This window comes from Sphingobacterium sp. FBM7-1, from assembly GCF_020687765.1.
Lineage (GTDB): Bacteria > Bacteroidota > Bacteroidia > Sphingobacteriales > Sphingobacteriaceae > Sphingobacterium.
In genome coordinates this window covers 69,821-89,072 of record NZ_JAJEWJ010000006.1, presented here as the reverse complement: position 1 = coordinate 89,072, position 19,252 = coordinate 69,821, and the positions used below count along the sequence as shown (strand labels likewise).

The following is a 19,252-nucleotide window of genomic DNA, read 5'->3' as shown; positions in this document are numbered from 1 at the left end:
CCCAACAACGAATGAGTACCGTACGCGCAAAAAAACACTTAGGGCAACACTTTCTAAACGACAAGAACGCTGCACAGAAAATTGTAGACGCTCTGGATCCCAATTTGGGTTTTAAACAAGTATTAGAAGTCGGTCCTGGTATGGGGGTCTTATCCGATTTTTTGCTTCAAAAAGACGCATACGAAACTTGGCTAATTGACGTGGACGAGGAATCCATCGCCTTTTTGGCAGAGAAATATACGCAGCTCGATCACCGATTGATTCATGGCGATTTTCTTACCCTAGATTTCGGACAGTTTTTTGGAGATAGCATGGCCGTCATCGGCAATTTCCCGTATAATATATCGTCACAGATTCTTTTTAAAATATTAGCGGAAAGACAACGTGTTGTACAGATGGTCGGGATGTTCCAAAAAGAGGTAGCCGAGCGCTGTGTAGCTAAAAAAGGCAGTAAAGAGTATGGCATTCTCAGCGTATTCTTGCAAGCCTATTATGATGTACAGTATCTCTTTACGGTTAAAGCTGGTGCTTTTAACCCCCCTCCAAAAGTGCTATCGGGCGTCATCAAAATGACCAGAAACGACCGGGAAACACTCGATTGTGACGAAAAACTATTTTGGCGTGTGGTAAAGGCGGCTTTTAACCAACGTCGCAAAACATTACGAAATGCCCTGTCTTCCGTCGTCCCCAAAGATAGAATGAGCGACAATCCCTTGTATGAGCTCCGGGCTGAACGGCTCGCTGTAGAAGATTTTGTTGCCTTAACCAATGAAATTTCCCATGCCCTACGCCCAAACGATAGATAGCGAATTTGCCATAGTGGGTGGTGGTGTAGCCGGGCTTGCCATGGCCATCGCCTTTCAGCAACCTAACCGCGATTTTATACTTTTTGAGCAAGCGACCGAACTAAAGGGAATAGGAGCAGGATTTGGTCTGGCCGCGAATGCTATGCGTGCTTTAGACCTATTAGGACTCAGAAGCGAGGTAGAGCAGATTGGCTACTACCTAAACAGCTACCATATTTTAGATGCTCATGGACAGCTCTTAGTAGCACCAGACACGCAGGCTATCAGTGAAAAGTATCAACAACAAAACTTTGCCATTCACCGGGCAGACTTACATCTTTTTCTGCTGTCAAAAATCGAAAATCAAAAACTACAATTAGGCAAGAAAGCTATTCGATTAGTGCAGCATACAGATGCCGTCACCTTATTTTTCGAAGACGGCACGCAGCACACCTCCCGATTTTTAATCATCGCGGATGGGGTAAAATCACCCCTTCGCCAACAGCTTATCCCCGCCTCGGCGCCACGCTATTCAGGATATACCTGTTGGCGAGCCACGATTGACAATGCCCAGATTTCCCTGGATAAAGGAACGGAAACCTGGGGGAAATTAGGGAGGTTTGGAATGACGCCCTTAATCCATAACCGCATTTATTGGTATGCATGCGTAAACAGCACCCCTAATAATCTCCTATATAGAGATTATACCATCAACGATCTTTGGAGACATTTCGGTTCGTACCATGCCCCTATCCCTGCCATCCTCAGGCAGACTAAAGATAATGACTTGATCTGGAATGACATTATTGACATCCAACCCCTCAAGCATTTGGCTTATGACAATATCCTCTTGATTGGCGATGCGGGACACGCCACCACGCCAAATATGGGACAAGGAGCTTGCCAAGCTCTGGAGGACGTCGCTGTGCTACGAGATGCGTTAACATTGGAAAAGAATGTGCGGAGAGCATTCCTTTCCTTTGAAAAAAGAAGATTGTCCCGAACAAAATATATTACCGATACCTCTAAGCGCATTGGAGAAATTGCGCAGTGGGACAAATCCTTTCCTATAGCGTTCCGTAATCGGCTGATGAGGCTGATGCCGGCCCGTTTAGCCCAAAAGAACCTCAACAAACTACTATCGGTAGACTTTATGAAAACAACTTAACGAAAAATGAATATTCTCATTGTAGACGACATACACCACCTATTATTAGAGCGGCTAGATCAAGCCGGAATAACATACAATTATCAGCCTAATTTCAGCAGAACAGATTCGGAAGACGTTATCGGGCAGTACAGCGGATTGATCATACGTTCTAAATTTCAGGTAGACCAGGCCTTTCTAAATAAGGCAACTAACCTCCAGTTTATAGCCCGTCCGGGAGCCGGAATGGACAATATCGATGAAGCATATGCCGCTAAAAAGGGAATTCGTCTCTTTTCTGCGAATGACGGCAATAAAGACGCTGTTGGGGAGCATATGATCGGAATGTTGCTCACCTTAATGAACAACCTGAATCGGGCTCACCGCGAAGTGTGTAACGGGCAATGGCGCAGGGAAGAAAACCGCGGGTATGAATTAAAAGGGCGTACAGTCGCCCTCATTGGGTATGGTCACAACGGGCAAGCGATGGCAAAAAAGCTAGCGGGTTTCGAAGTTAACGTAATTGCCTATGACAAATACAAAACGGGGTTTTCTGACGCGTACGCCAAAGAAGTTTCTATGGAGGAAGTGGTTCGTCAGGCCGATATCTTGAGCTTTCATATCCCCTTGACACGTGAAACCAAAGGCATGGTGGACGACGAATACCTTTTCCATTTTCGCAAACCGATCTTTTTCTTAATGGGAGCTCGGGGCGCTATCACAAACGTCCCTTCAGTTTTGAAAGCGATAGATCAAGGTAAAATATTGGGTGCCGCATTTGATGTGTTGCCCATCGAAAAATTTCCCGCGCTCAGCCAAGCCGATTGGTACACCGACCTCATCTCAAGAGACAATGTGCTTTTGAGCCCACATGTCGCCGGATGGACATTTGATAGTTATCAAAAATTATCGGATATAATCGCAGAGAAGGTTGTTGAATTTTACGAAAAGAGATAAACAATAAAAAATTGTGCAATCAAGGCAAAATCCAGTAAGAAAGCATAATGATACCGGCTCGCATTTCGGAAAACGACACGCCGAAGCACGACTGCTATCAACAAGTTTGTTGCCAGTATACCCAGCTGTACCTCCATTCGGATACTGGCGAAGAGAACGACGACACTATGGACACCAATAAGCATATAACATAGTCCAATCGCTCGCTTTGCCCCAATGATGTTTGGTATCGTTTTTAAATGATAATAGGAATCTTGCTCGATATCCCGAATATCAAACGGCAAGGTGCATATAAGTAGAAAAATAAATTTCAAGACAAAAAGTGTCTGGAATAGGTGTAAATCAACCGCAAATCCATCCAAATACATTTCGAGAACCGGCAAACAGACAGAACTTAACGTCCAGACTAAGGCGATATGAAAAATCTTCACGCCTGGTAACTGACGCAATCCGACCCATTTTTCTTTTAGTGGTATGATAGGAATCGAATACGCGAGACTCAAGGCACCAATCCCGATCAAAAAAAACAAGGTATAAAGATGAATATGAAAAACTGAATAGACCAAAAACACCATCCCCAACCCGCTTTTTAACCATAACAACCATTCCCGCTTAAATATCCAGCGCGTGCGCCGATATGCTGATTTTCCCGGATGCTTCGGCTTTGAAAGCAACATACTAAAGTTATACAGAATCAATGTTGCGGCTCCCTCTATGAGTATAATCGGGTAATCAAAGGGCGCACGAAAGAAGAGATATGTAAGCGCAGCCTGTGCCATAGCGGCGCCCGCTATAAGCAGGTTGGTATAAATTAAGAAATAGTATACTTGCTTTAACAGCTTCATCCATGATAAAAATAAGAATTCGTAAAGTTAAAAATTGCCATTAATGGCAAAAAAAAACTAAATTAGTGCTTGCAGATCCTAATACGGACAACTTTCAATAAAAAAATGTCTGGATTGGATAAAAGTTAATCATTTAAACTTTGTATTTAAAAGAATGAACCTACAAATTAAAAATTTTGAGGAGTATCAAGAGGCCTATAAAAACAGCGTGGAAAACCCGGAAGCATTTTGGGGAGAAATTGCCGAAAACTTCTTTTGGAAACGGAAATGGACCAACGTTCTGAATTGGAACTTCGCTGAGCCTAATATCAAGTGGTTCGAAGGAGGTAAACTTAATATTACAGAGAACTGTTTAGATCGCCATATTTATCAGCTTGGAGATAAGCCTGCTATTATTTGGGAGCCAAATGATCCCAACGAAGCACACCGCATCCTTACGTACAAGCAATTGTTAGAGAAAGTCGAGATATTTGCGAATGTATTAAAAAACAACAATGTGGTCAAAGGGGACCGCGTATGTATATACCTACCGATGGTACCCGAACTCGTTATTGCCGTGTTAGCATGTGCACGTATCGGGGCTATACACTCCGTTGTTTTCGGTGGTTTCTCAGCGCGTTCTATTGCCGACCGCATCAACGATGCCGGATGTAAACTCGTCGTGACGGCAGATGGCGGATTCCGCGCTGGAAAAGTTCTAGAGCTGAAATCGATTGTAGACGATGCCCTATTGCAATGCGAATCTGTAGACCGCGTGATCGTGTTAACCCGTACCCGCACGCCGATATCGATGATCAAAGGTCGTGATGTGTGGTGGGAAGACGAGATTAGGAAAGTGGAGACCCAGGGTAACCCGCCATGCCCTGCCGAAGAAATGGATGCCGAAGATCCTTTATTCGTACTCTATACCTCCGGCTCTACGGGCAAACCGAAAGGCGTCGTGCATACAACCGGCGGTTACATGGTTTACACAGGGTATACGTTTTCCAATGTATTCCAATACCAGCCCGACGAAGTCTATTTCTGTACAGCCGATATAGGCTGGATCACTGGGCACAGTTACATCGTATATGGGCCGTTGTCACAAGGCGCAACCTCCCTCATGTTTGAAGGAACGCCTACTTACCCCGATGCGGGCCGCCTTTGGGATATTGTCGATAAATATAAAGTGAATATCCTCTACACCGCCCCTACGGCACTTCGATCCTTGATGGCTTTTGGAGACAGCTATTTAGAAGGAAAAGATCTCAGCAGCATCCGCAAACTAGGATCTGTAGGTGAACCCATCAATGAGGAAGCTTGGCATTGGTTCCACGAAAAAATAGGAAAAGGCAAGGCTCCCATCGTCGATACCTGGTGGCAAACCGAAAATGGCGGTATCTTAATTGCCCCCATGGCGGGCATCTCCCCCACCATCCCCGGATATGCGATGCTGCCCCTGCCGGGTGTACAACCGTGCTTGATGGATGAAGACGGGAAAGAACTCGAAGGTAATGATGTGACCGGTAACCTCTGCATTAAATTCCCATGGCCCGGCATGTTGCGCACCACGTGGGGAGATCATGAGCGTTGTCGCCAAACCTATTTCTCCACCTATCCCGATAAATATTTCACAGGCGATGGCTGTTACCGCAGTCCGGAAGGTTATTATAAAATTACCGGACGGGTTGACGACGTGCTCAACGTCTCTGGCCACCGCATTGGCACGGCAGAGGTCGAAAATGCGATCAATATGCATTCCGATGTCGTAGAGTCTGCGATTGTCGGTTACCCACATCCCGTCAAAGGACAAGGCATTTACGCCTATGTCATTGTGGCCAATCACCATATAGACGCAGAAAGTACGCGCAAAGACATCTTACAAACAATCACTCGTCTGATCGGGGCAATCGCCAAACCAGATATTATTCAGTTTGTTTCCGACCTACCTAAAACACGTTCGGGGAAAATCATGCGCCGTATTTTACGGAAGATTGCAGAAGGGGAAATCGATAATTTAGGAGATACCTCAACGCTACAAGATCCAACCGTGGTGGAATCCATCATTCAGGGTGCAGCAGCCATGAAAGAATAACGGCGTTCAAATAATAAAGTAAAGCCCCTCGCAAAATACGAGGGGCTTTACTTTAATTTCACAAAACCGCCTGAAAAATTGCAGAAATTTTGTAATTTTATAACGTTTCCAACATTATTTAAACATTAAGACTGCATGCTATTTACTGTTTTAACAGGTTTAATAACATCAAGCCTTCTCGTTCCTTTCGGCAAGATTATTAAAACGAAATGGAGTATTTTACTCCCGTTTATACCTGTAATCCTCTTTTTATTCTATTTATGGCATGTGCCCGTCGTAGCAAACGGAACCACTATTACCCAGCACCTGTCTTGGGTTCCCAGCTTGGGCGTAAATTTTGACTTTCGGCTAGACGGTCTATCCCTACTCTTCGCCCTGTTAATCACCGGCATCGGGACCGCCATTTTCTTCTACGGTCGTAGCTATTTAAAAGGACATATTTATTTTGACCGCTTTTTCGGTTATCTGCTCCTTTTTATGAGCGCGATGTTAGGCGTTGTCTTAGCCAACAACATTTTGACGCTCTTTGTTTTTTGGGAATTAACCAGCATCAGTTCCTTTTTTCTGATCGGATTCAATAACGACAGTAAAGCATCGCGCAATAGTGCATTAACGGCACTTAGCATTACTGGGATCGGAGGCTTTTTCCTCTTAGCAGGATTGGTATTAGCCGGAAATATCGCAGATACGTTTATCATCAGCGAAATGTTTGCCCAACATGACAAAATCACCAACCATTCGCTGTATCCACTCGTCATCGGACTTATTTTCATTGGCGCATTTACGAAGTCCGCCCAGTTTCCATTTCATTTCTGGCTTCCAGGCGCGATGAAAGCCCCTACGCCTGTATCCGCATACCTGCATTCGGCCACGATGGTCAAAGCGGGCATCTACCTTTTGGCTCGTCTAACACCCGCGTTAGGCAATACGGAACTATGGAACACGACCTTGATGGTCGTCGGTGGATTCACGATGATTTTTGCCGCCATTCACTCCCTTTTCCGCACGGACTTAAAAGGCATTTTGGCCTACTCTACGGTGTCTGCACTCGGTATCTTGACCTTTCTACTCGGCTTAGGCACGACCGATGCCCTAATTGCGATGAGTGTTTTTATATTGGTACACGCCTTATACAAAGCGACTCTATTCATGGTGACGGGGATCATCGATCACCAGACACATACGCGCGATGTAACCAAATTACAGGGGCTACGCAAGGTCATGATGCCGGTTTTCATAGCCGCCCTATTGGCAGCCCTATCTAGTGCCGGTCTACCTTTAACCTACGGCTTCATCGGGAAGGATCTCATCTATGAAGCAACACTGAACTTAAAAGAAAATTGGGCGATATGGCTAACGGCCCTCGCGGTTCTCACCAACATCGGATTAGTGACAGCAGGTTTTAGAGCAGGGATCACACCTTTTACCGGGAAACTCCCCGAAGGCTATCAAGATGTGAAGATGCCTTACCGAGCGATGTGGGTCCCCCCTATGATCTTGGCTGTACTCGGAATAGTATTCGGCTTATTTCCCGGTGTGGTGGGCGATTATTTCAATTATCAGACCGCAAATGCAATTGCCGGAACAGACACGGATATGCATCTCAAGCTATGGCATGGCTTCAACACCGTCCTGACGCTAAGCGTCGCCACCTTAGCCGCCGGAGCAGCATTATATTTCGCTCATAACCCTACCGAAGAGAAACTATTATCACTCGCACGCTTCGATGTGGTATCTTCTCAGCATATCTTTCGTCAAATAGGTAGAAGCATAGAAAAAGGAGCCGGTTGGTATACCAACACCATCCACAATGGATATTTACGCTCTTACCATCTCAAAATCATTCTCTTTGCCGAGCTGCTTTTGGGATATAAGCTTTGGTTAAGCGGCCCTATCCAGATCGATTATGCGAACCTTACCCCGCTATCCTGGTATGAAGTCGGCATCGTCGCCATTTTAATAGGCGCATTATATATCATCGTAACCACAAAGTCTCGACTAACTTCAGTCGTTTCAACGAGCGTTATCGGGTATTGTATCTGTTTGCTTTTCGTTTTCTACAGCGCCCCCGATCTCGCCATGACCCAGTTCACCATCGACACCCTAACCACGGTCTTATTTGTATTGGTTTTATATAAACTTCCACCGTTCATAAATTTTGTACGGCAGGGCATATTAATCCGGGATGCGATCGTAGCCTTGGGATTCGGGATCATCATCTCCCTTATCGCATTACGGGTGCTTTATGAACCCAATACCACCGCCATCAGCGATTTTTACGGCGAAAACGCCTATTTATTAGCGAAGGGCAAAAACGTGGTAAACGTGATCTTAGTAGATTTTCGTGGGATGGATACCATGTTTGAAACCGTCGTGCTCTCGATTGCAGCATTAGGCGTATATAGTTTGATTAAATTACGATTAAAATCATCCGAGAAGGAATGATTAAAAGAAGAAAAATATGAAGAGTGCTATTTTACAGACAGCCACGCGGTATTTACTACCGATTTTACTGCTGTTTTCCGTTTTCTTGCTCTTACGAGGTCATTATCACCCGGGCGGCGGCTTTGTCGGCGGATTGGTTGCGTCGATTGCATTTGTGCTCCATAGTTTTGCGAACGGCACAGAAAACACGATGAAAATCCTGCGCTATAAGCCCTTATCATTGCTCCCGATCGGACTGGCGATATCCACAGCGGCCGTTACCTTGCCATTGCTGTTGGACCTTCCTCCCATGACCGGCTTATGGTTGGAAGAGCCTATTCCGGTGATCGGTATGATCGGTTCCTCCCTATTTTTTGACCTAGGCGTGTATCTCGTAGTAATTGGCGTCGTCTTAACCATCTTGTTTACCATAGCCCTGAACGATTAATATGGAATTACTATTAGTTTTGATATTAGGTCTATTATACGCAGCTGGCGTCTATCTCATTCTGCGACGCAGCATGGTCAAGCTGCTTCTAGGTATCATTCTATGGGGTAACGGTGCCAATATTTTAATTTTCGTTTTAGGGAAGATTACGAAAGGTAGCCCACCCGTTATTGATGACGCTTACCGGGTTTTCCAGGACGTATATGCCGACCCTATACCGCAAGCATTAATTTTAACGGCCATCGTTATCAGCTTTGGCTTAACATCCTTTGCGATTGTATTGCTAAAACGTGTGTATGCATTGGTGGATTCAGATGATTTGGACGATTTAAACACACCTGAAGAAGAAGATATATGATAGACAACCATATTTTAGCACCGATCTTTGTGCAACTATTTACGGCAATCCTCCAACTCATGTTTTGGAGAAAGACGCTTACCCAGCGCTATTTAAGTGTGGGAGGTAGTTTGATCGGCCTAATGGTCGCTTTTCGACTGTTCGGGCGTGTGCAGGAAAGCGGTATTCTGACGTTAAACTCAGCAAACTGGGACGCTCCCTTTGGAATCGTGTTTGTCGCCGATACCCTCAGTGTGACGTTAGTATTGCTGACCTCCATTGCCTGTTTTGCCGTATCTATTTTTTCTTCCGTCGGCCTCAGCAGACAACGGATGCTCTACGGCTATTTCCCTATTTTTCACTTCCTCATCATGGGCTTACATGGCGCATTCCTGACGGGTGATATTTTCAACCTGTACGTCTACTTTGAGGTAATTATCATTTCCTCTTTTGTACTGATGACCCTCGGAGGGAGAAAAGCACAGCTCGAAGGCGCCGTCAAATATATGGCGATGAATATTCTGGCCTCGATGTTCTTTTTGACCGGGATCGGCATTTTGTATGGCATCACCGGCTCACTGAATATGGCCGACCTAGCGCTTAAAATCCAAGAAGTGCAAAATAAAACCCTCGTCGGTATTACGTCTTGCTTTTTCATTATTGGATTTGGCATTAAATCAGCCGTATTCCCCTTGTATTACTGGCTTCCTTCTTCCTATCATACCCCACCTTCGGCGGTTGCCGCAACCTTCGGTGGTCTATTGACGAAAGTCGGGATCTATGCCATGCTCCGTGTTTTTAGTTTGATCTTTATTCCAGACGATTTTATCCGTACGCTTTTGATGGTCATTGCCGTCCTGACGATCGTAACCGGTGCCTTGGGTGCGCTTATCAAAACCAATATACGACGTCTTTTCTCTTACCTCATTGTTTGTCATATCGGTTTTATGGTCGGCGGTATCGCGATGTTCAGTAAAGTCGCACTCATGGGAGCGGTCTTTTACCTCATCCATGATATTATGGTAAAAACAAACATGTTCCTGATCGCTGGGCTCATCCGCCAATTGGGCGGAACAATGGATATGAATAAACTGGGTGGTTTGTATCGAGATTATCCGAAAATATCGCTGCTTATCGCACTGGTCTTATTTTCGTTAGTCGGCATCCCACCACTTTCCGGATTTTGGCCGAAAATTTTCCTTTTCCAAGAAGCATTTACGCAGGAGCAATATTTCTACGCTGCCGCACTAATTCTGGGCAGCTTTGTTACCTTATATGTTATTGCGAACATGTGGGCACAGGTATTTTGGAAAAACCCACCCGAGGGGACCACAACAGAAAACCTCTTCGCTCCCATGCCACCCTACCGAAAGATACTAATGGTACTCCCGATAGGACTTATGGCGGTTGCTACACTCTATATCGGATTGAATGCCGAAGCTATTGTTAAAATAGCCGATGTTATATCGACACAGTTAATAGATCCTACGGCCTACATTGAGGCTGTTTTAGGAAATAAAACGGATTAAAATGATAAAGAATTTTTTAATGAACCTGCTACTCTCCGCAATATGGGTAGCGCTTACCGGCTCACTTTATTACACGAACTTTCTATTTGGGTTCCTGCTTGGTTTTTTTATCCTCTGGATCATGAACCGCACCGAAGCAGATCAACGCTATTTTTACCGTGTTCCCAAAATTATAGGCTTTGCATTTTATTTTCTCTATGAAATTGTAAAAGCGAACATACAGGTAGCCTTTGATGTAATTACTCCAAAATATTTTTTCAAACCCGGGATTGTGAAATACCCGATGCGTGCGCGGACAGACTTCGAGATAAATCTGCTATCCACTATGATCTCGCTGACACCCGGCACGCTCATCGTCGACATTAGTGACGACAAAAAAACCATATATATTCACGTGATGTACTTAACCGATCCGGAAACATTTGTCAGACAAACACAAACTGGTCTGGAAAGAAGACTATTAGCGATTTTACGATGATTACACTAGAAGCCTATTTCGACTACGTTATCCTTCCGATACTATCCATCTCGGTGATGTTGATATTCATCCGGTTATTAAAAGGGCCGGCCGTAGTAGACCGGGTCGTAGCACTGGATTTGATCATCACCACGGGAATCGGTATTATAACGGTATACGCCATTCGGTCCAACCAAGCCGTATTTTTGGACGTGGCCATTATTTTGGCCTTGATTGCCTTTTTAGGCACAGTGGCTTTTGCTTACTATATAGAAAAACAAAAAGATGATTGATATTGTACTCGCTCTCTTGAGCACCGTAGGCGCACTTTCTATTCTATTTGCATCGATCGGCATCCTGCGCATGCCCGATTTTTATTTACGCTTATCCGTAACCGTGAAAGCCTCGACCTTAGGCGTAGGCTTACTGCTCATTTGTGCCGCCATTATGTTCCCTGACGTCTCGGTAACCACCAAAGCGATTGCTATTATTTTCTTTTTGATTATTACGGCCCCCATCGGGGCGCACATGATCGGTAGAGCGGCTTATTTTACGGGCACTCCCCTTTGGAAAGGGACCATCGCCGATCAGCTAGCCGGCATGTACGATGAAGAAACACACAAATTAGAAAGTGAAGAAAACGAAGGAGACGATAAAGAAAACCCGAATATTGCAAAAACAGATGAAGAAACCGAATAACCGCAGGTCTGCCTATCGCTCAGCCTAAAAAACGATACACACCGGTGTAGAGACCTCAATTTGTTTCCCCGTATCTCGCAGTTCTCCGGTTTCCGCATTACGTTCAAAAACCGTAATATTATTCGTGTACTGGTGGGCTACAAGCAGAAAGTTCCCATTCGGCGATAGATTAAAATTCCGTGGCCCCTCCCCTCCCGTAGCATACACCTTTTTCCGTTCCAGCTTACCCGATTCCTCCACAGCAAATAACGTAATGGTCTGCGCATCGCCTCGGTTAGTTGCATAGATAAACTTACCGTCTGCCGAACGTTTTATTTCTGCCGCACCGTTGGCCCCCTCAAAACCATCTTCATTGACTGAAATCGTGTCCGCTAATATCCAGTTATCCCCCTCCCGTTGGTAATGGGCAATCACCGCTGTCATCTCGAGCAGCACATACATATTGTCGCCCTGCTCATCAAACACCAAGTGTCGCGGGCCACCGCCCGGTGGTGTAGCTATACGATCTTCCTCTACCAAATGGTAATTATCGAGCTCTTTTTCTATCCGATAAATGGTCACCTGGTCCGTGCCGAGATTTTGCACATACACGTGTCTTTCGTCCGGACTAAAAAAAGCCGAATGCACATGGGAGGCTTCTTGCCTATCCTTATCGGGTCCGCTCCCTTCCTGTTGAATAAGCTGTATCCGCTCCGCTAAGCCGCCGCTTTCCGCTAACCGATACACCGACAAAGAACCGCCTCCGTAGTTGGAAACCACCGCAAGCGGATAACGTTTACTGACGGCAACATGGCAAGGCGAACTTCCAGCCGTTGGAATGGCGTCCACGAACGACAAGACATCGCCGTCAAACGTAAAAGCGGATAAGCTGGCCGTACTGTCCCCCGTTTGATTGACGGCATACAGCATATCCCCATTTTCAGAGCGTGCCAAAAAAGACGGGTGTTCGCTAACGGTGGAAGAGTACATCGTCGCCGCTCCGCTTTGCTGATCAAACTGATATACATAAATCCCCTGACTTCCCGCGTGGGTATAGGTTCCGACAAACATCGGGATCTCCTGTCCGACCGTGTATTGGACAAAAAAACATAATACAAATAACATGCGTATTTTCATAGGGCGCTGTATTTACGGATAACCGACACTAAATTACATATTTTTCCAGTACCATAAAATATCCCCGACCCAACAAGATCAGATAAACTTTTATCCATCTGGCATTTGCTAAACAGAAATTTCGAACCACTTTTTAACATTTTTAACAATTTTGACAGCAAACTACAAGTGGAAATCCCGTTAATTATGGTAATTTTGTGGGGTATAGAGGCAAGATTTATGATGAAAAAATATATAGGTTTATTGGGGGTGGCGCTGATGTCCATCATTTGTTTGCAGTCCGTGTACAGTCAGTCGCGGCTGGTGGACCGTATCGTGGCTACCGTGGGCTCCAGCATTATCTTGCAATCCGATGTCGAAATGCAATATGCGCAGTACTTGGCGCAAGGTGAAAAACCCAATGAGGAAATGAAATGTTTCGTCTTGCAGCAGCTGCTTACACAGAAATTACTCTCCCAACAGGCGGCGATCGACTCTATAGAGGTATCCGAAGCCGAGGTGGACGACAACCTGAACAGACGTATGCAAATGATGGTCAGACAGGCTGGAGGTAAAGAGCGCTTAGAAGAATTTTTAAACCGCTCCCTTTTACAATACAAAGAAGAGATGCGTTCCAACGTCGCTGAACAACTAAAAGCGGAAAGAATGCGGCACACGATCGTATCCACGATAAACGTAACTCCGGCCGAAGTAAAACATTATTTTCAAAGCCTGAATCAGGATAGTTTGCCTTATTTTGATACCGAAGTAGAAATTGGGGAAGTCATGATCAAACCCGAACTGACCAAAGAGGAAAAAGAACAATTTAAAAATAAAGCAGAGGGCTACCGACAACAAGTATTGAACGGATCTGATTTTGGTACTGTGGCACGCCTTTATTCCGAAGACGGTTCCGCGCCTTACGGCGGAGAACTTGGTTTTGCCACCCGGGATCATTACGTAAAAGAGTTTTCGGCCATGGCCTTTAAACTCAAAGAAGGCGAAATTTCTCCGGTATTTGAAACCCAGTTTGGCTTCCATTTCCTACAAGTTTTACAACGTCGGGGGGAAGAGGTCAACGTACGGCACATCTTGATAAAAAAGAAAGCCACGTCCGCCAGTTTGCAGCGCGCGAAAGCCAAGATTGATAGTATCTACGACAAAGTATCCGCTGGTAAACTGGCTTTCCATACAGCAGCCTCCCTATACTCGGATGCCAATGAAACAAAATATGCCGGCGGAATGATAACCAACCCGGAAGATAACTCGCCGTTAATCCCTATCAATAGACTGGATAAAGAAACCTTTACCGCGATTGACCCCCTAGAAGTAGGTCAATATTCGAAGTCGTTCATTTCTGCAGATCAAACGGGCGAACAGGTCTATAAATTCATCTACCTAAAATCTCGCATTGCACCGCACAAAGCCAATCTAGAACAAGATTTTGCGAAGATACAGGAGGCTGCCAGCCAGGACAAGGTGAACCGGGAACTAAGCGAATGGTTCGAACAGCGTAAGAAGAACACCTTTATTGATATTAACGAAGACTTCCTGAGGTGTGACGTCCTCAAACCTTGGATGGATGAAAACCAAGAGGTTTTAGCAAACAATTAAAAAAAGAGAGGCACATTTTGTAATGTGCCTCTCTTTTTTATCTTTCAAACATCATCTCGATAATAACGCGCCACTGGTAATCATCTTTCAGTTGCCAAATGCGGATATAATTAAACTTAACCACTTTCTCCTTTGATCGAACCGTTGCCGTGCCCGACGTATAGGCGTACTCTCCACTATATGCTCGACCAACATCAGCAGGATCCGTAATTATCTCAATGCGCTTCTTCTTCAAGAAATCAAGCACATTTTGCTTCCCTTCTATTTCTGCCTCCCAAGGATAATAATACCGGACATCCTCCGCTAAAAATTCCTGGAACGCAGCCACATTATCAGCTTTCAATACCGTAGAAAACAGCTCATCACTCTGCGTGACGACCTCTTCCCGCTGTTGGAGGCGCACATGCGACCGATGTTTCAAGTACCAAGAATCGTCCGGCTCATAAAATACCAAATCCGACTTTGGACCCTTACCAAAATTTTCTACCTCTGCGCGAACATGTACTTTCCAGTTTCCTTTTCTATCCCGACGCCAGACCGTCAGGTATTGTCCGAACCGCTTTATTGCCCCTACCTTCTGAAATTCCATTGGTCCAGACGTTACGCCCCAGTCCAAGCTTTTCGAGACCAACGCAAAATTGGGAGTCCAGGACATCACATCCGGTATATTCGGGCGGTTGTTTAGATAATTCAAAGCATCCACCGCGGAGGGAACATACAGCGTTGACTCTTTATCCACGATAGACAGGAAGGCCTTATGCGGACCCTCTCGTTTTGCCAAGCCGGCCGCCGTGCGGTCCGCGCTGATTAAACTCCCTACTTTTTCCGGCAACTGCGCCTGTACACCCGAAAAGGTCATACTGCAAACAAAGACGGTAATTAGGGAATACTTGCTTATGCGTTTCATTACGTTTTTCGACATTTGTCCTTTACAATCAAATCTTATTCCAAAGCGTGCCTTCTTTGCTATCTTTTAATTGGACACCTATAGTTTGTAGATCTTCCCGTATACGATCCGAGGTCGTAAAATCCTTATTTTTCTTGGCTTCATTACGCAACGTGATAATAATTTGCATCAAGGCGTCCGTATCATCTGTATCACCCACCAGCGCATCGTTCCGTAAACCCAATATTTCCACCACAAACGACTGCATAAACTGCTTTAAGGCATCTAGCATCGTTTGGTCCATCGTCATCTTTCCGTCGTATGTGGCGTTGATAAAGCGAACCGCCTCAAACAATTCCGCAATAAGCACCGGCGTATTGAAATCATCATCCATCGCGTTATAGCAACGCTTCTTCAAATCCGCTAAATCGAAATCAGCACTACTTTTCTTTGTGGAAGGCTTAATTTTATCTAAGAGTGTTATCGCATTCATCAAGCGTTTATACCCCTTATCTGCAGCCTCTAAAGCATCGTTCGAGAAGTCCAACGTACTGCGGTAATGCGCCTGCATCATGAAAAACCGAACAGACATCGGCGAATAACCTTTGGCCAGTAAAGGATGATTTCCCGTAAACAACTCATGGGGCAAAAAGCCGTTTCCTGCCGATTTAGACATCCGCGCGCCGTTCACCGTCAGCATGTTCGTATGCATCCAATACTTAGCCGGCTGCACGTGATGGCAAGCTTCTGATTGCGCGATTTCGTTAGTATGGTGCGTGGCTGCAAGGTCCATTCCGCCACCGTGAATATCAAATTGCGCACCGAGATATTTACTGCTCATGGCCGAACATTCGATATGCCAGCCCGGAAAACCTACGCTCCAGGGAGCTGGCCAACGCATAATATGCTCCGGCTTTGCTTTGATCCACAAAGCGAAATCCAAACGGCCTCGTTTTTCATCCTGTCCGCCTAACTCACGCGTATTGTTCAACAAATCTTCCAATTTACGGTTGGTCAAAATGGTATAATCATGCGCTTTGACATATTTATCTACATCAAAATATACCGTACCATTTACCTCATACGCATAACCATTGTCGATAATCCGCTGTACCATCTCGATCTGCTCAAGGATATGCCCCGTTGCGGTAGGCTCTATACTCGGCGGCAAGGTGTTAAACAACCGTAACACCTCATGGAAACCCAGTGTATATTTCTGCACGATCTCCATCGGTTCCAATTGTTCCAATTTTGCCTTCTTGGAAAATTTGTCATCACCTTCATCCCTATCCCCTTCCAAATGCCCCGCATCTGTAATATTCCGCACATATCTAACCTTATAGCCCAAATGCAGCAAATACCGGAAAATCATATCAAAAGATACGAACGTACGGCAATTTCCTAAATGCACATCACTATATACCGTCGGGCCACACACATACATGCCGACAAACGGTGGATTTAAAGGGGTAAACTTTTCTTTTTTTCGAGTAAGGGTATTGTAAAGAACAAGATTAGGTTCCATAAAAATCTACGATCAGCTTATTTTTGTCTAAAAAATATTTGAATAGGTACTCCGTTAAAATCAAAATGCTCGCGCAATTTATTCTCAATGAAACGTTTGTACGGATCCTTGATATACTGCGGAAGGTTACAGAAAAACGCAAACATCGGAGACCGTCCGGCTAGTTGCGTTACGTATTTAACTTTAATATACTTTCCTTTAGTCGCCGGCGGCGGATAATTCTGAATAATCTCCAACATCACGTCATTCAGCTTGGAGGTCGGTATCTTCTTCGTTTTGTTGGTATACACCTCCATGGCTTTTTCCACCACCCTGAAGATACGTTGCTTTTCCGTAACCGACGTAAAGATAATCGGCACATCCACAAACGGTGCGATCTTCTCCCGGATACGAGTTTCAAACTCCTTGGTCGTTTTATGATCCTTTTCGATGGTATCCCATTTATTCACGACGATAACGACTCCTTTTTTATTCTTCTCGGCCAAGTGAAAAATATTGATATCCTGCGACTCGATACCATCGTTCGCATCCAGCATCAAAATAACCACATCCGAATCCTCGAGCGCTTTGATCGTCCGCATCACCGAATAAAACTCGATATCCTCATTCACTTTTGTCTTACGTCGAAGCCCGGCCGTATCAATCAACAAGAATTCATTACCAAATTGATTATAGTGAATACGGATGGAGTCACGCGTTGTACCGGCGATGTCCGTCACAATATTTCTATCCTTTCCCAATAAGGCATTGGTCAGTGATGATTTCCCTACGTTCGGCCTGCCAACTATCGCTAGCTTCGGTAAGGTGCTCTCCTCTTCCTCTTTCTCCTCCGGAAAATGGGACACCACTTCATCCAGCAATTCGCCCGTACCGGATCCTGTGATGGACGACACATTGTACACTTCGCCCAAACCAAAGGCATAGAACTCCGCGGAGTCATGCGTCCGCATGGCATTATCGACTTTATTTGCGACAACATATACGGGCTTTGCCGTCCGACGAAGCAAATCCGCTATTTCATCGTCCAGATCGGTAATACCGGTCGTTACATCTACCATAAAAAGAATAACAGACGCCTCATCGATGGCAATATGAACCTGATCCCGAATAGCTTCTTCAAAAATATCGTCCGATCCGTGCACGAATCCCCCGGTATCAATAACCGTAAATTTCTTGCCGATCCATTCCGCCATCTCGTAATGACGATCACGGGTAACCCCGCTAAAATCGTCTACGATAGCCTTTCTACTTTCTGTTAAACGGTTAAATAACGTCGACTTCCCTACGTTCGGGCGACCAACAATTGCCACTATATTTGCCATATTATATTTTATACATCAACGGGCGTGTAATAACACCCTCCTGCTGATCCTGTCCATTTATGAGGTCACAAAGTTACGTAAAATAGATGGTATATAAGCTAATACTAAAAAAGGGAATCTTTGCAGATCCCCTTTTTAAATGATAATAACAATTATGGTCTTAACCGTTGGATAAGGCTGCCGCACCAGAAACGATTTCCGTTAATTCTGTTGTAATAGCTGCCTGTCTTGCCTGGTTATAAGATAATTTCAACTGTTTCAATAGCTCACCAGCGTTTTCAGTCGCTTTATCCATTGCGGTCATACGCGCCCCATGCTCCGAAGCATTAGAATCTAAAACTGCCTTATACAATTGTGTTTTGATCGCTTTAGGGATAAGCTCTTCAATAATTTTCTCTTTGGATGGCTCAATGATATACTCCGTTTCGCTGTTTGCTCCTGCTTCAGGCTTTTCCTGCGGTACTAAGGGCAATAACTGCTCTGTAGTCAAAAGCTGCACCGCCGCATTACGGAACTCATTATACACAATTTCCACGCGATCAACTTCTCCAGCTTTAAACGCATTCATCGCGTATTCCGCTACCTGAGATACATTCAAGAAATTAAGATCACTATACAGCTCATTATAGTTACCTATAACATTAAAACCGCGCTTTTGAAAGAAATCATGACCACGTTTCCCAATAGCGATAATGCTCAGGTTTCCGCGCGCATGCTGCTCCGGGTATTTCCCAAAAATAAGGTGATTAGCCGCTTTAATAGCATTGGCATTAAAAGCACCGGCAAGCCCCCTATTGGAAGTCAACACGATGACAAGCACCTTCGTCGGGACGCGATCTTGTGTATAGGGCGAATCATTCCCCTCGACAGAAGCAGAAACTTGTGCCAGAATATCCCGTAGCTTGTTGGCATAAGGGCGTAACTGAACGATAGCGTTTGTGGCACGCTTCAATTTTGCCGCAGCCACCATTTTCATAGCCTTGGTAATCTGTTGCGTCGATGATACCGAACTAATCCGGCTTCTTACTTCTTTTAAATTTGCCATTTTTATTTAGTAGTGCATATGGTGTACCTGTACGCTACATGGGCACGATACACCATACACATA

18 protein-coding genes are annotated in these 19,252 nt (G+C 45.0%); 12 read left to right on the top strand and 6 right to left on the bottom strand.

All coding sequences use genetic code 11. The features are described 5' to 3' along the window. The first annotated feature begins 11 nt into the window (after nt 1-11). The 3 genes from rsmA to LKO28_RS11470 are packed head-to-tail and all read left to right on the top strand — an operon-like array spanning nt 12 to nt 2,889. Nucleotides 12-806 carry a 16S rRNA (adenine(1518)-N(6)/adenine(1519)-N(6))-dimethyltransferase RsmA gene (gene rsmA / locus LKO28_RS11480; protein WP_227695011.1) on the top strand — a complete coding sequence of 265 codons (795 nt, stop codon included), beginning with the start codon at nt 12-14 and terminating at the stop codon, nt 804-806. Next, nucleotides 769-1,953: an FAD-dependent monooxygenase gene (locus LKO28_RS11475; RefSeq protein ID WP_227695010.1), complete on the top strand. Its 1,185-nt coding sequence runs from the start codon at nt 769-771 to the stop codon at nt 1,951-1,953. The genes rsmA and LKO28_RS11475 overlap by 38 nt, the downstream gene beginning before the upstream one ends. Nucleotides 1,954-1,959: 6 nt before the next feature. Next, nucleotides 1,960-2,889 (top strand): NAD(P)-dependent oxidoreductase, encoded by a 930-nt coding sequence (locus LKO28_RS11470; protein ID WP_227695009.1) that lies wholly within the window; start codon nt 1,960-1,962, stop codon nt 2,887-2,889. On the opposite strand, the gene LKO28_RS11465 is transcribed toward LKO28_RS11470, so the two are convergent. After that, the gene (locus LKO28_RS11465) at nt 2,874-3,734 is read right to left on the bottom strand and encodes a hypothetical protein (protein ID WP_227695008.1); all 861 of its coding nucleotides are present in this window, start codon (nt 3,732-3,734) and stop codon (nt 2,874-2,876) included. The two genes, LKO28_RS11470 and LKO28_RS11465, sit on opposite strands and share 16 nt — an antisense overlap. A 154-nt stretch (nt 3,735-3,888) precedes the next feature. Here LKO28_RS11465 and acs point away from each other — a divergent pair, with 154 nt between their 5' ends. From acs to mnhG, 8 genes are all read left to right on the top strand, one after another. Further along, a complete protein-coding gene (acs, locus tag LKO28_RS11460) occupies nt 3,889-5,808 on the top strand; it encodes an acetate--CoA ligase (protein WP_227695007.1) in 1,920 nt (639 codons plus the stop codon). A 135-nt stretch (nt 5,809-5,943) separates the two neighbouring features. Further along, nucleotides 5,944-8,253: a putative monovalent cation/H+ antiporter subunit A gene (locus LKO28_RS11455; protein ID WP_227695006.1), complete on the top strand. Its 2,310-nt coding sequence runs from the start codon at nt 5,944-5,946 to the stop codon at nt 8,251-8,253. 16 nt (nt 8,254-8,269) lie between these two features. Further along, nucleotides 8,270-8,680, top strand: coding sequence for a Na+/H+ antiporter subunit B (locus LKO28_RS11450; protein ID WP_227695005.1), 411 nt, complete (start codon nt 8,270-8,272; stop codon nt 8,678-8,680). A gap of 1 nt (nt 8,681) precedes the next feature. Next, the gene (locus LKO28_RS11445) at nt 8,682-9,038 is read left to right on the top strand and encodes a Na+/H+ antiporter subunit C (protein WP_227695004.1); all 357 of its coding nucleotides are present in this window, start codon (nt 8,682-8,684) and stop codon (nt 9,036-9,038) included. Further along, entirely contained in the window at nt 9,035-10,546 is a 1,512-nt protein-coding gene (locus LKO28_RS11440) for a proton-conducting transporter membrane subunit (protein ID WP_227695003.1), read from the top strand. Before LKO28_RS11445 ends, LKO28_RS11440 begins: the two co-directional genes overlap by 4 nt. Before the next feature lies 1 nt (nt 10,547). Then, complete coding sequence (locus tag LKO28_RS11435) at nt 10,548-11,024, top strand: Na+/H+ antiporter subunit E (RefSeq protein ID WP_227695002.1); 477 nt, start codon at nt 10,548-10,550, stop codon at nt 11,022-11,024. Further along, complete coding sequence (locus LKO28_RS11430; protein WP_227695001.1) at nt 11,021-11,296, top strand: monovalent cation/H+ antiporter complex subunit F; 276 nt, start codon at nt 11,021-11,023, stop codon at nt 11,294-11,296. Before LKO28_RS11435 ends, LKO28_RS11430 begins: the two co-directional genes overlap by 4 nt. Continuing rightward, nucleotides 11,289-11,702 carry a monovalent cation/H(+) antiporter subunit G gene (gene mnhG, locus LKO28_RS11425; protein ID WP_227695000.1) on the top strand — a complete coding sequence of 138 codons (414 nt, stop codon included), beginning with the start codon at nt 11,289-11,291 and terminating at the stop codon, nt 11,700-11,702. The genes LKO28_RS11430 and mnhG overlap by 8 nt, the downstream gene beginning before the upstream one ends. A gap of 24 nt (nt 11,703-11,726) precedes the next feature. Here the strand turns inward: mnhG and LKO28_RS11420 are convergent, their stop codons facing one another. After that, nucleotides 11,727-12,818: a lactonase family protein gene (locus tag LKO28_RS11420; RefSeq protein WP_227694999.1), complete on the bottom strand. Its 1,092-nt coding sequence runs from the start codon at nt 12,816-12,818 to the stop codon at nt 11,727-11,729. Nucleotides 12,819-13,037: 219 nt separating this feature from the next. Between LKO28_RS11420 and LKO28_RS11415 the strand changes: the two genes are divergently transcribed. Next, entirely contained in the window at nt 13,038-14,411 is a 1,374-nt protein-coding gene (locus tag LKO28_RS11415) for a peptidylprolyl isomerase (RefSeq protein ID WP_317206628.1), read from the top strand. A 37-nt stretch (nt 14,412-14,448) separates the two neighbouring features. Here the strand turns inward: LKO28_RS11415 and LKO28_RS11410 are convergent, their stop codons facing one another. The 4 genes from LKO28_RS11410 to atpG all read right to left on the bottom strand — a co-directional run bounded on the left by LKO28_RS11410 (nt 14,449) and on the right by atpG (nt 19,189). After that, nucleotides 14,449-15,318 (bottom strand): DUF4440 domain-containing protein, encoded by an 870-nt coding sequence (locus LKO28_RS11410; protein ID WP_227694998.1) that lies wholly within the window; start codon nt 15,316-15,318, stop codon nt 14,449-14,451. Nucleotides 15,319-15,346: 28 nt separating this feature from the next. Further along, entirely contained in the window at nt 15,347-16,822 is a 1,476-nt protein-coding gene (gene cysS / locus LKO28_RS11405) for a cysteine--tRNA ligase (protein WP_227694997.1), read from the bottom strand. A 17-nt stretch (nt 16,823-16,839) separates the two neighbouring features. After that, nucleotides 16,840-18,144, bottom strand: a complete 1,305-nt coding sequence (gene der / locus LKO28_RS11400; protein WP_227694996.1) for a ribosome biogenesis GTPase Der — start codon at nt 18,142-18,144, stop codon at nt 16,840-16,842. Nucleotides 18,145-18,304: 160 nt separating this feature from the next. Further along, the gene (gene atpG / locus LKO28_RS11395) at nt 18,305-19,189 is read right to left on the bottom strand and encodes an ATP synthase F1 subunit gamma (protein ID WP_227694995.1); all 885 of its coding nucleotides are present in this window, start codon (nt 19,187-19,189) and stop codon (nt 18,305-18,307) included. Nucleotides 19,190-19,252 lie beyond the last annotated feature (63 nt).

Coding starts and splice junctions, on each gene's coding strand:
- rsmA (WP_227695011.1), top strand. CDS start 12: ATGAGTACCGTACGCGCAAAAAAACACTTAGGGCAACACTTTCTAAAC.
- LKO28_RS11475 (WP_227695010.1), top strand. CDS start 769: ATGAAATTTCCCATGCCCTACGCCCAAACGATAGATAGCGAATTTGCC.
- LKO28_RS11470 (WP_227695009.1), top strand. CDS start 1,960: ATGAATATTCTCATTGTAGACGACATACACCACCTATTATTAGAGCGG.
- LKO28_RS11465 (WP_227695008.1), bottom strand. CDS start 3,734: ATGAAGCTGTTAAAGCAAGTATACTATTTCTTAATTTATACCAACCTG.
- acs (WP_227695007.1), top strand. CDS start 3,889: ATGAACCTACAAATTAAAAATTTTGAGGAGTATCAAGAGGCCTATAAA.
- LKO28_RS11455 (WP_227695006.1), top strand. CDS start 5,944: ATGCTATTTACTGTTTTAACAGGTTTAATAACATCAAGCCTTCTCGTT.
- LKO28_RS11450 (WP_227695005.1), top strand. CDS start 8,270: ATGAAGAGTGCTATTTTACAGACAGCCACGCGGTATTTACTACCGATT.
- LKO28_RS11445 (WP_227695004.1), top strand. CDS start 8,682: ATGGAATTACTATTAGTTTTGATATTAGGTCTATTATACGCAGCTGGC.
- LKO28_RS11440 (WP_227695003.1), top strand. CDS start 9,035: ATGATAGACAACCATATTTTAGCACCGATCTTTGTGCAACTATTTACG.
- LKO28_RS11435 (WP_227695002.1), top strand. CDS start 10,548: ATGATAAAGAATTTTTTAATGAACCTGCTACTCTCCGCAATATGGGTA.
- LKO28_RS11430 (WP_227695001.1), top strand. CDS start 11,021: ATGATTACACTAGAAGCCTATTTCGACTACGTTATCCTTCCGATACTA.
- mnhG (WP_227695000.1), top strand. CDS start 11,289: ATGATTGATATTGTACTCGCTCTCTTGAGCACCGTAGGCGCACTTTCT.
- LKO28_RS11420 (WP_227694999.1), bottom strand. CDS start 12,818: ATGAAAATACGCATGTTATTTGTATTATGTTTTTTTGTCCAATACACG.
- LKO28_RS11415 (WP_317206628.1), top strand. CDS start 13,038: ATGATGAAAAAATATATAGGTTTATTGGGGGTGGCGCTGATGTCCATC.
- LKO28_RS11410 (WP_227694998.1), bottom strand. CDS start 15,318: ATGAAACGCATAAGCAAGTATTCCCTAATTACCGTCTTTGTTTGCAGT.
- cysS (WP_227694997.1), bottom strand. CDS start 16,822: ATGGAACCTAATCTTGTTCTTTACAATACCCTTACTCGAAAAAAAGAA.
- der (WP_227694996.1), bottom strand. CDS start 18,144: ATGGCAAATATAGTGGCAATTGTTGGTCGCCCGAACGTAGGGAAGTCG.
- atpG (WP_227694995.1), bottom strand. CDS start 19,189: ATGGCAAATTTAAAAGAAGTAAGAAGCCGGATTAGTTCGGTATCATCG.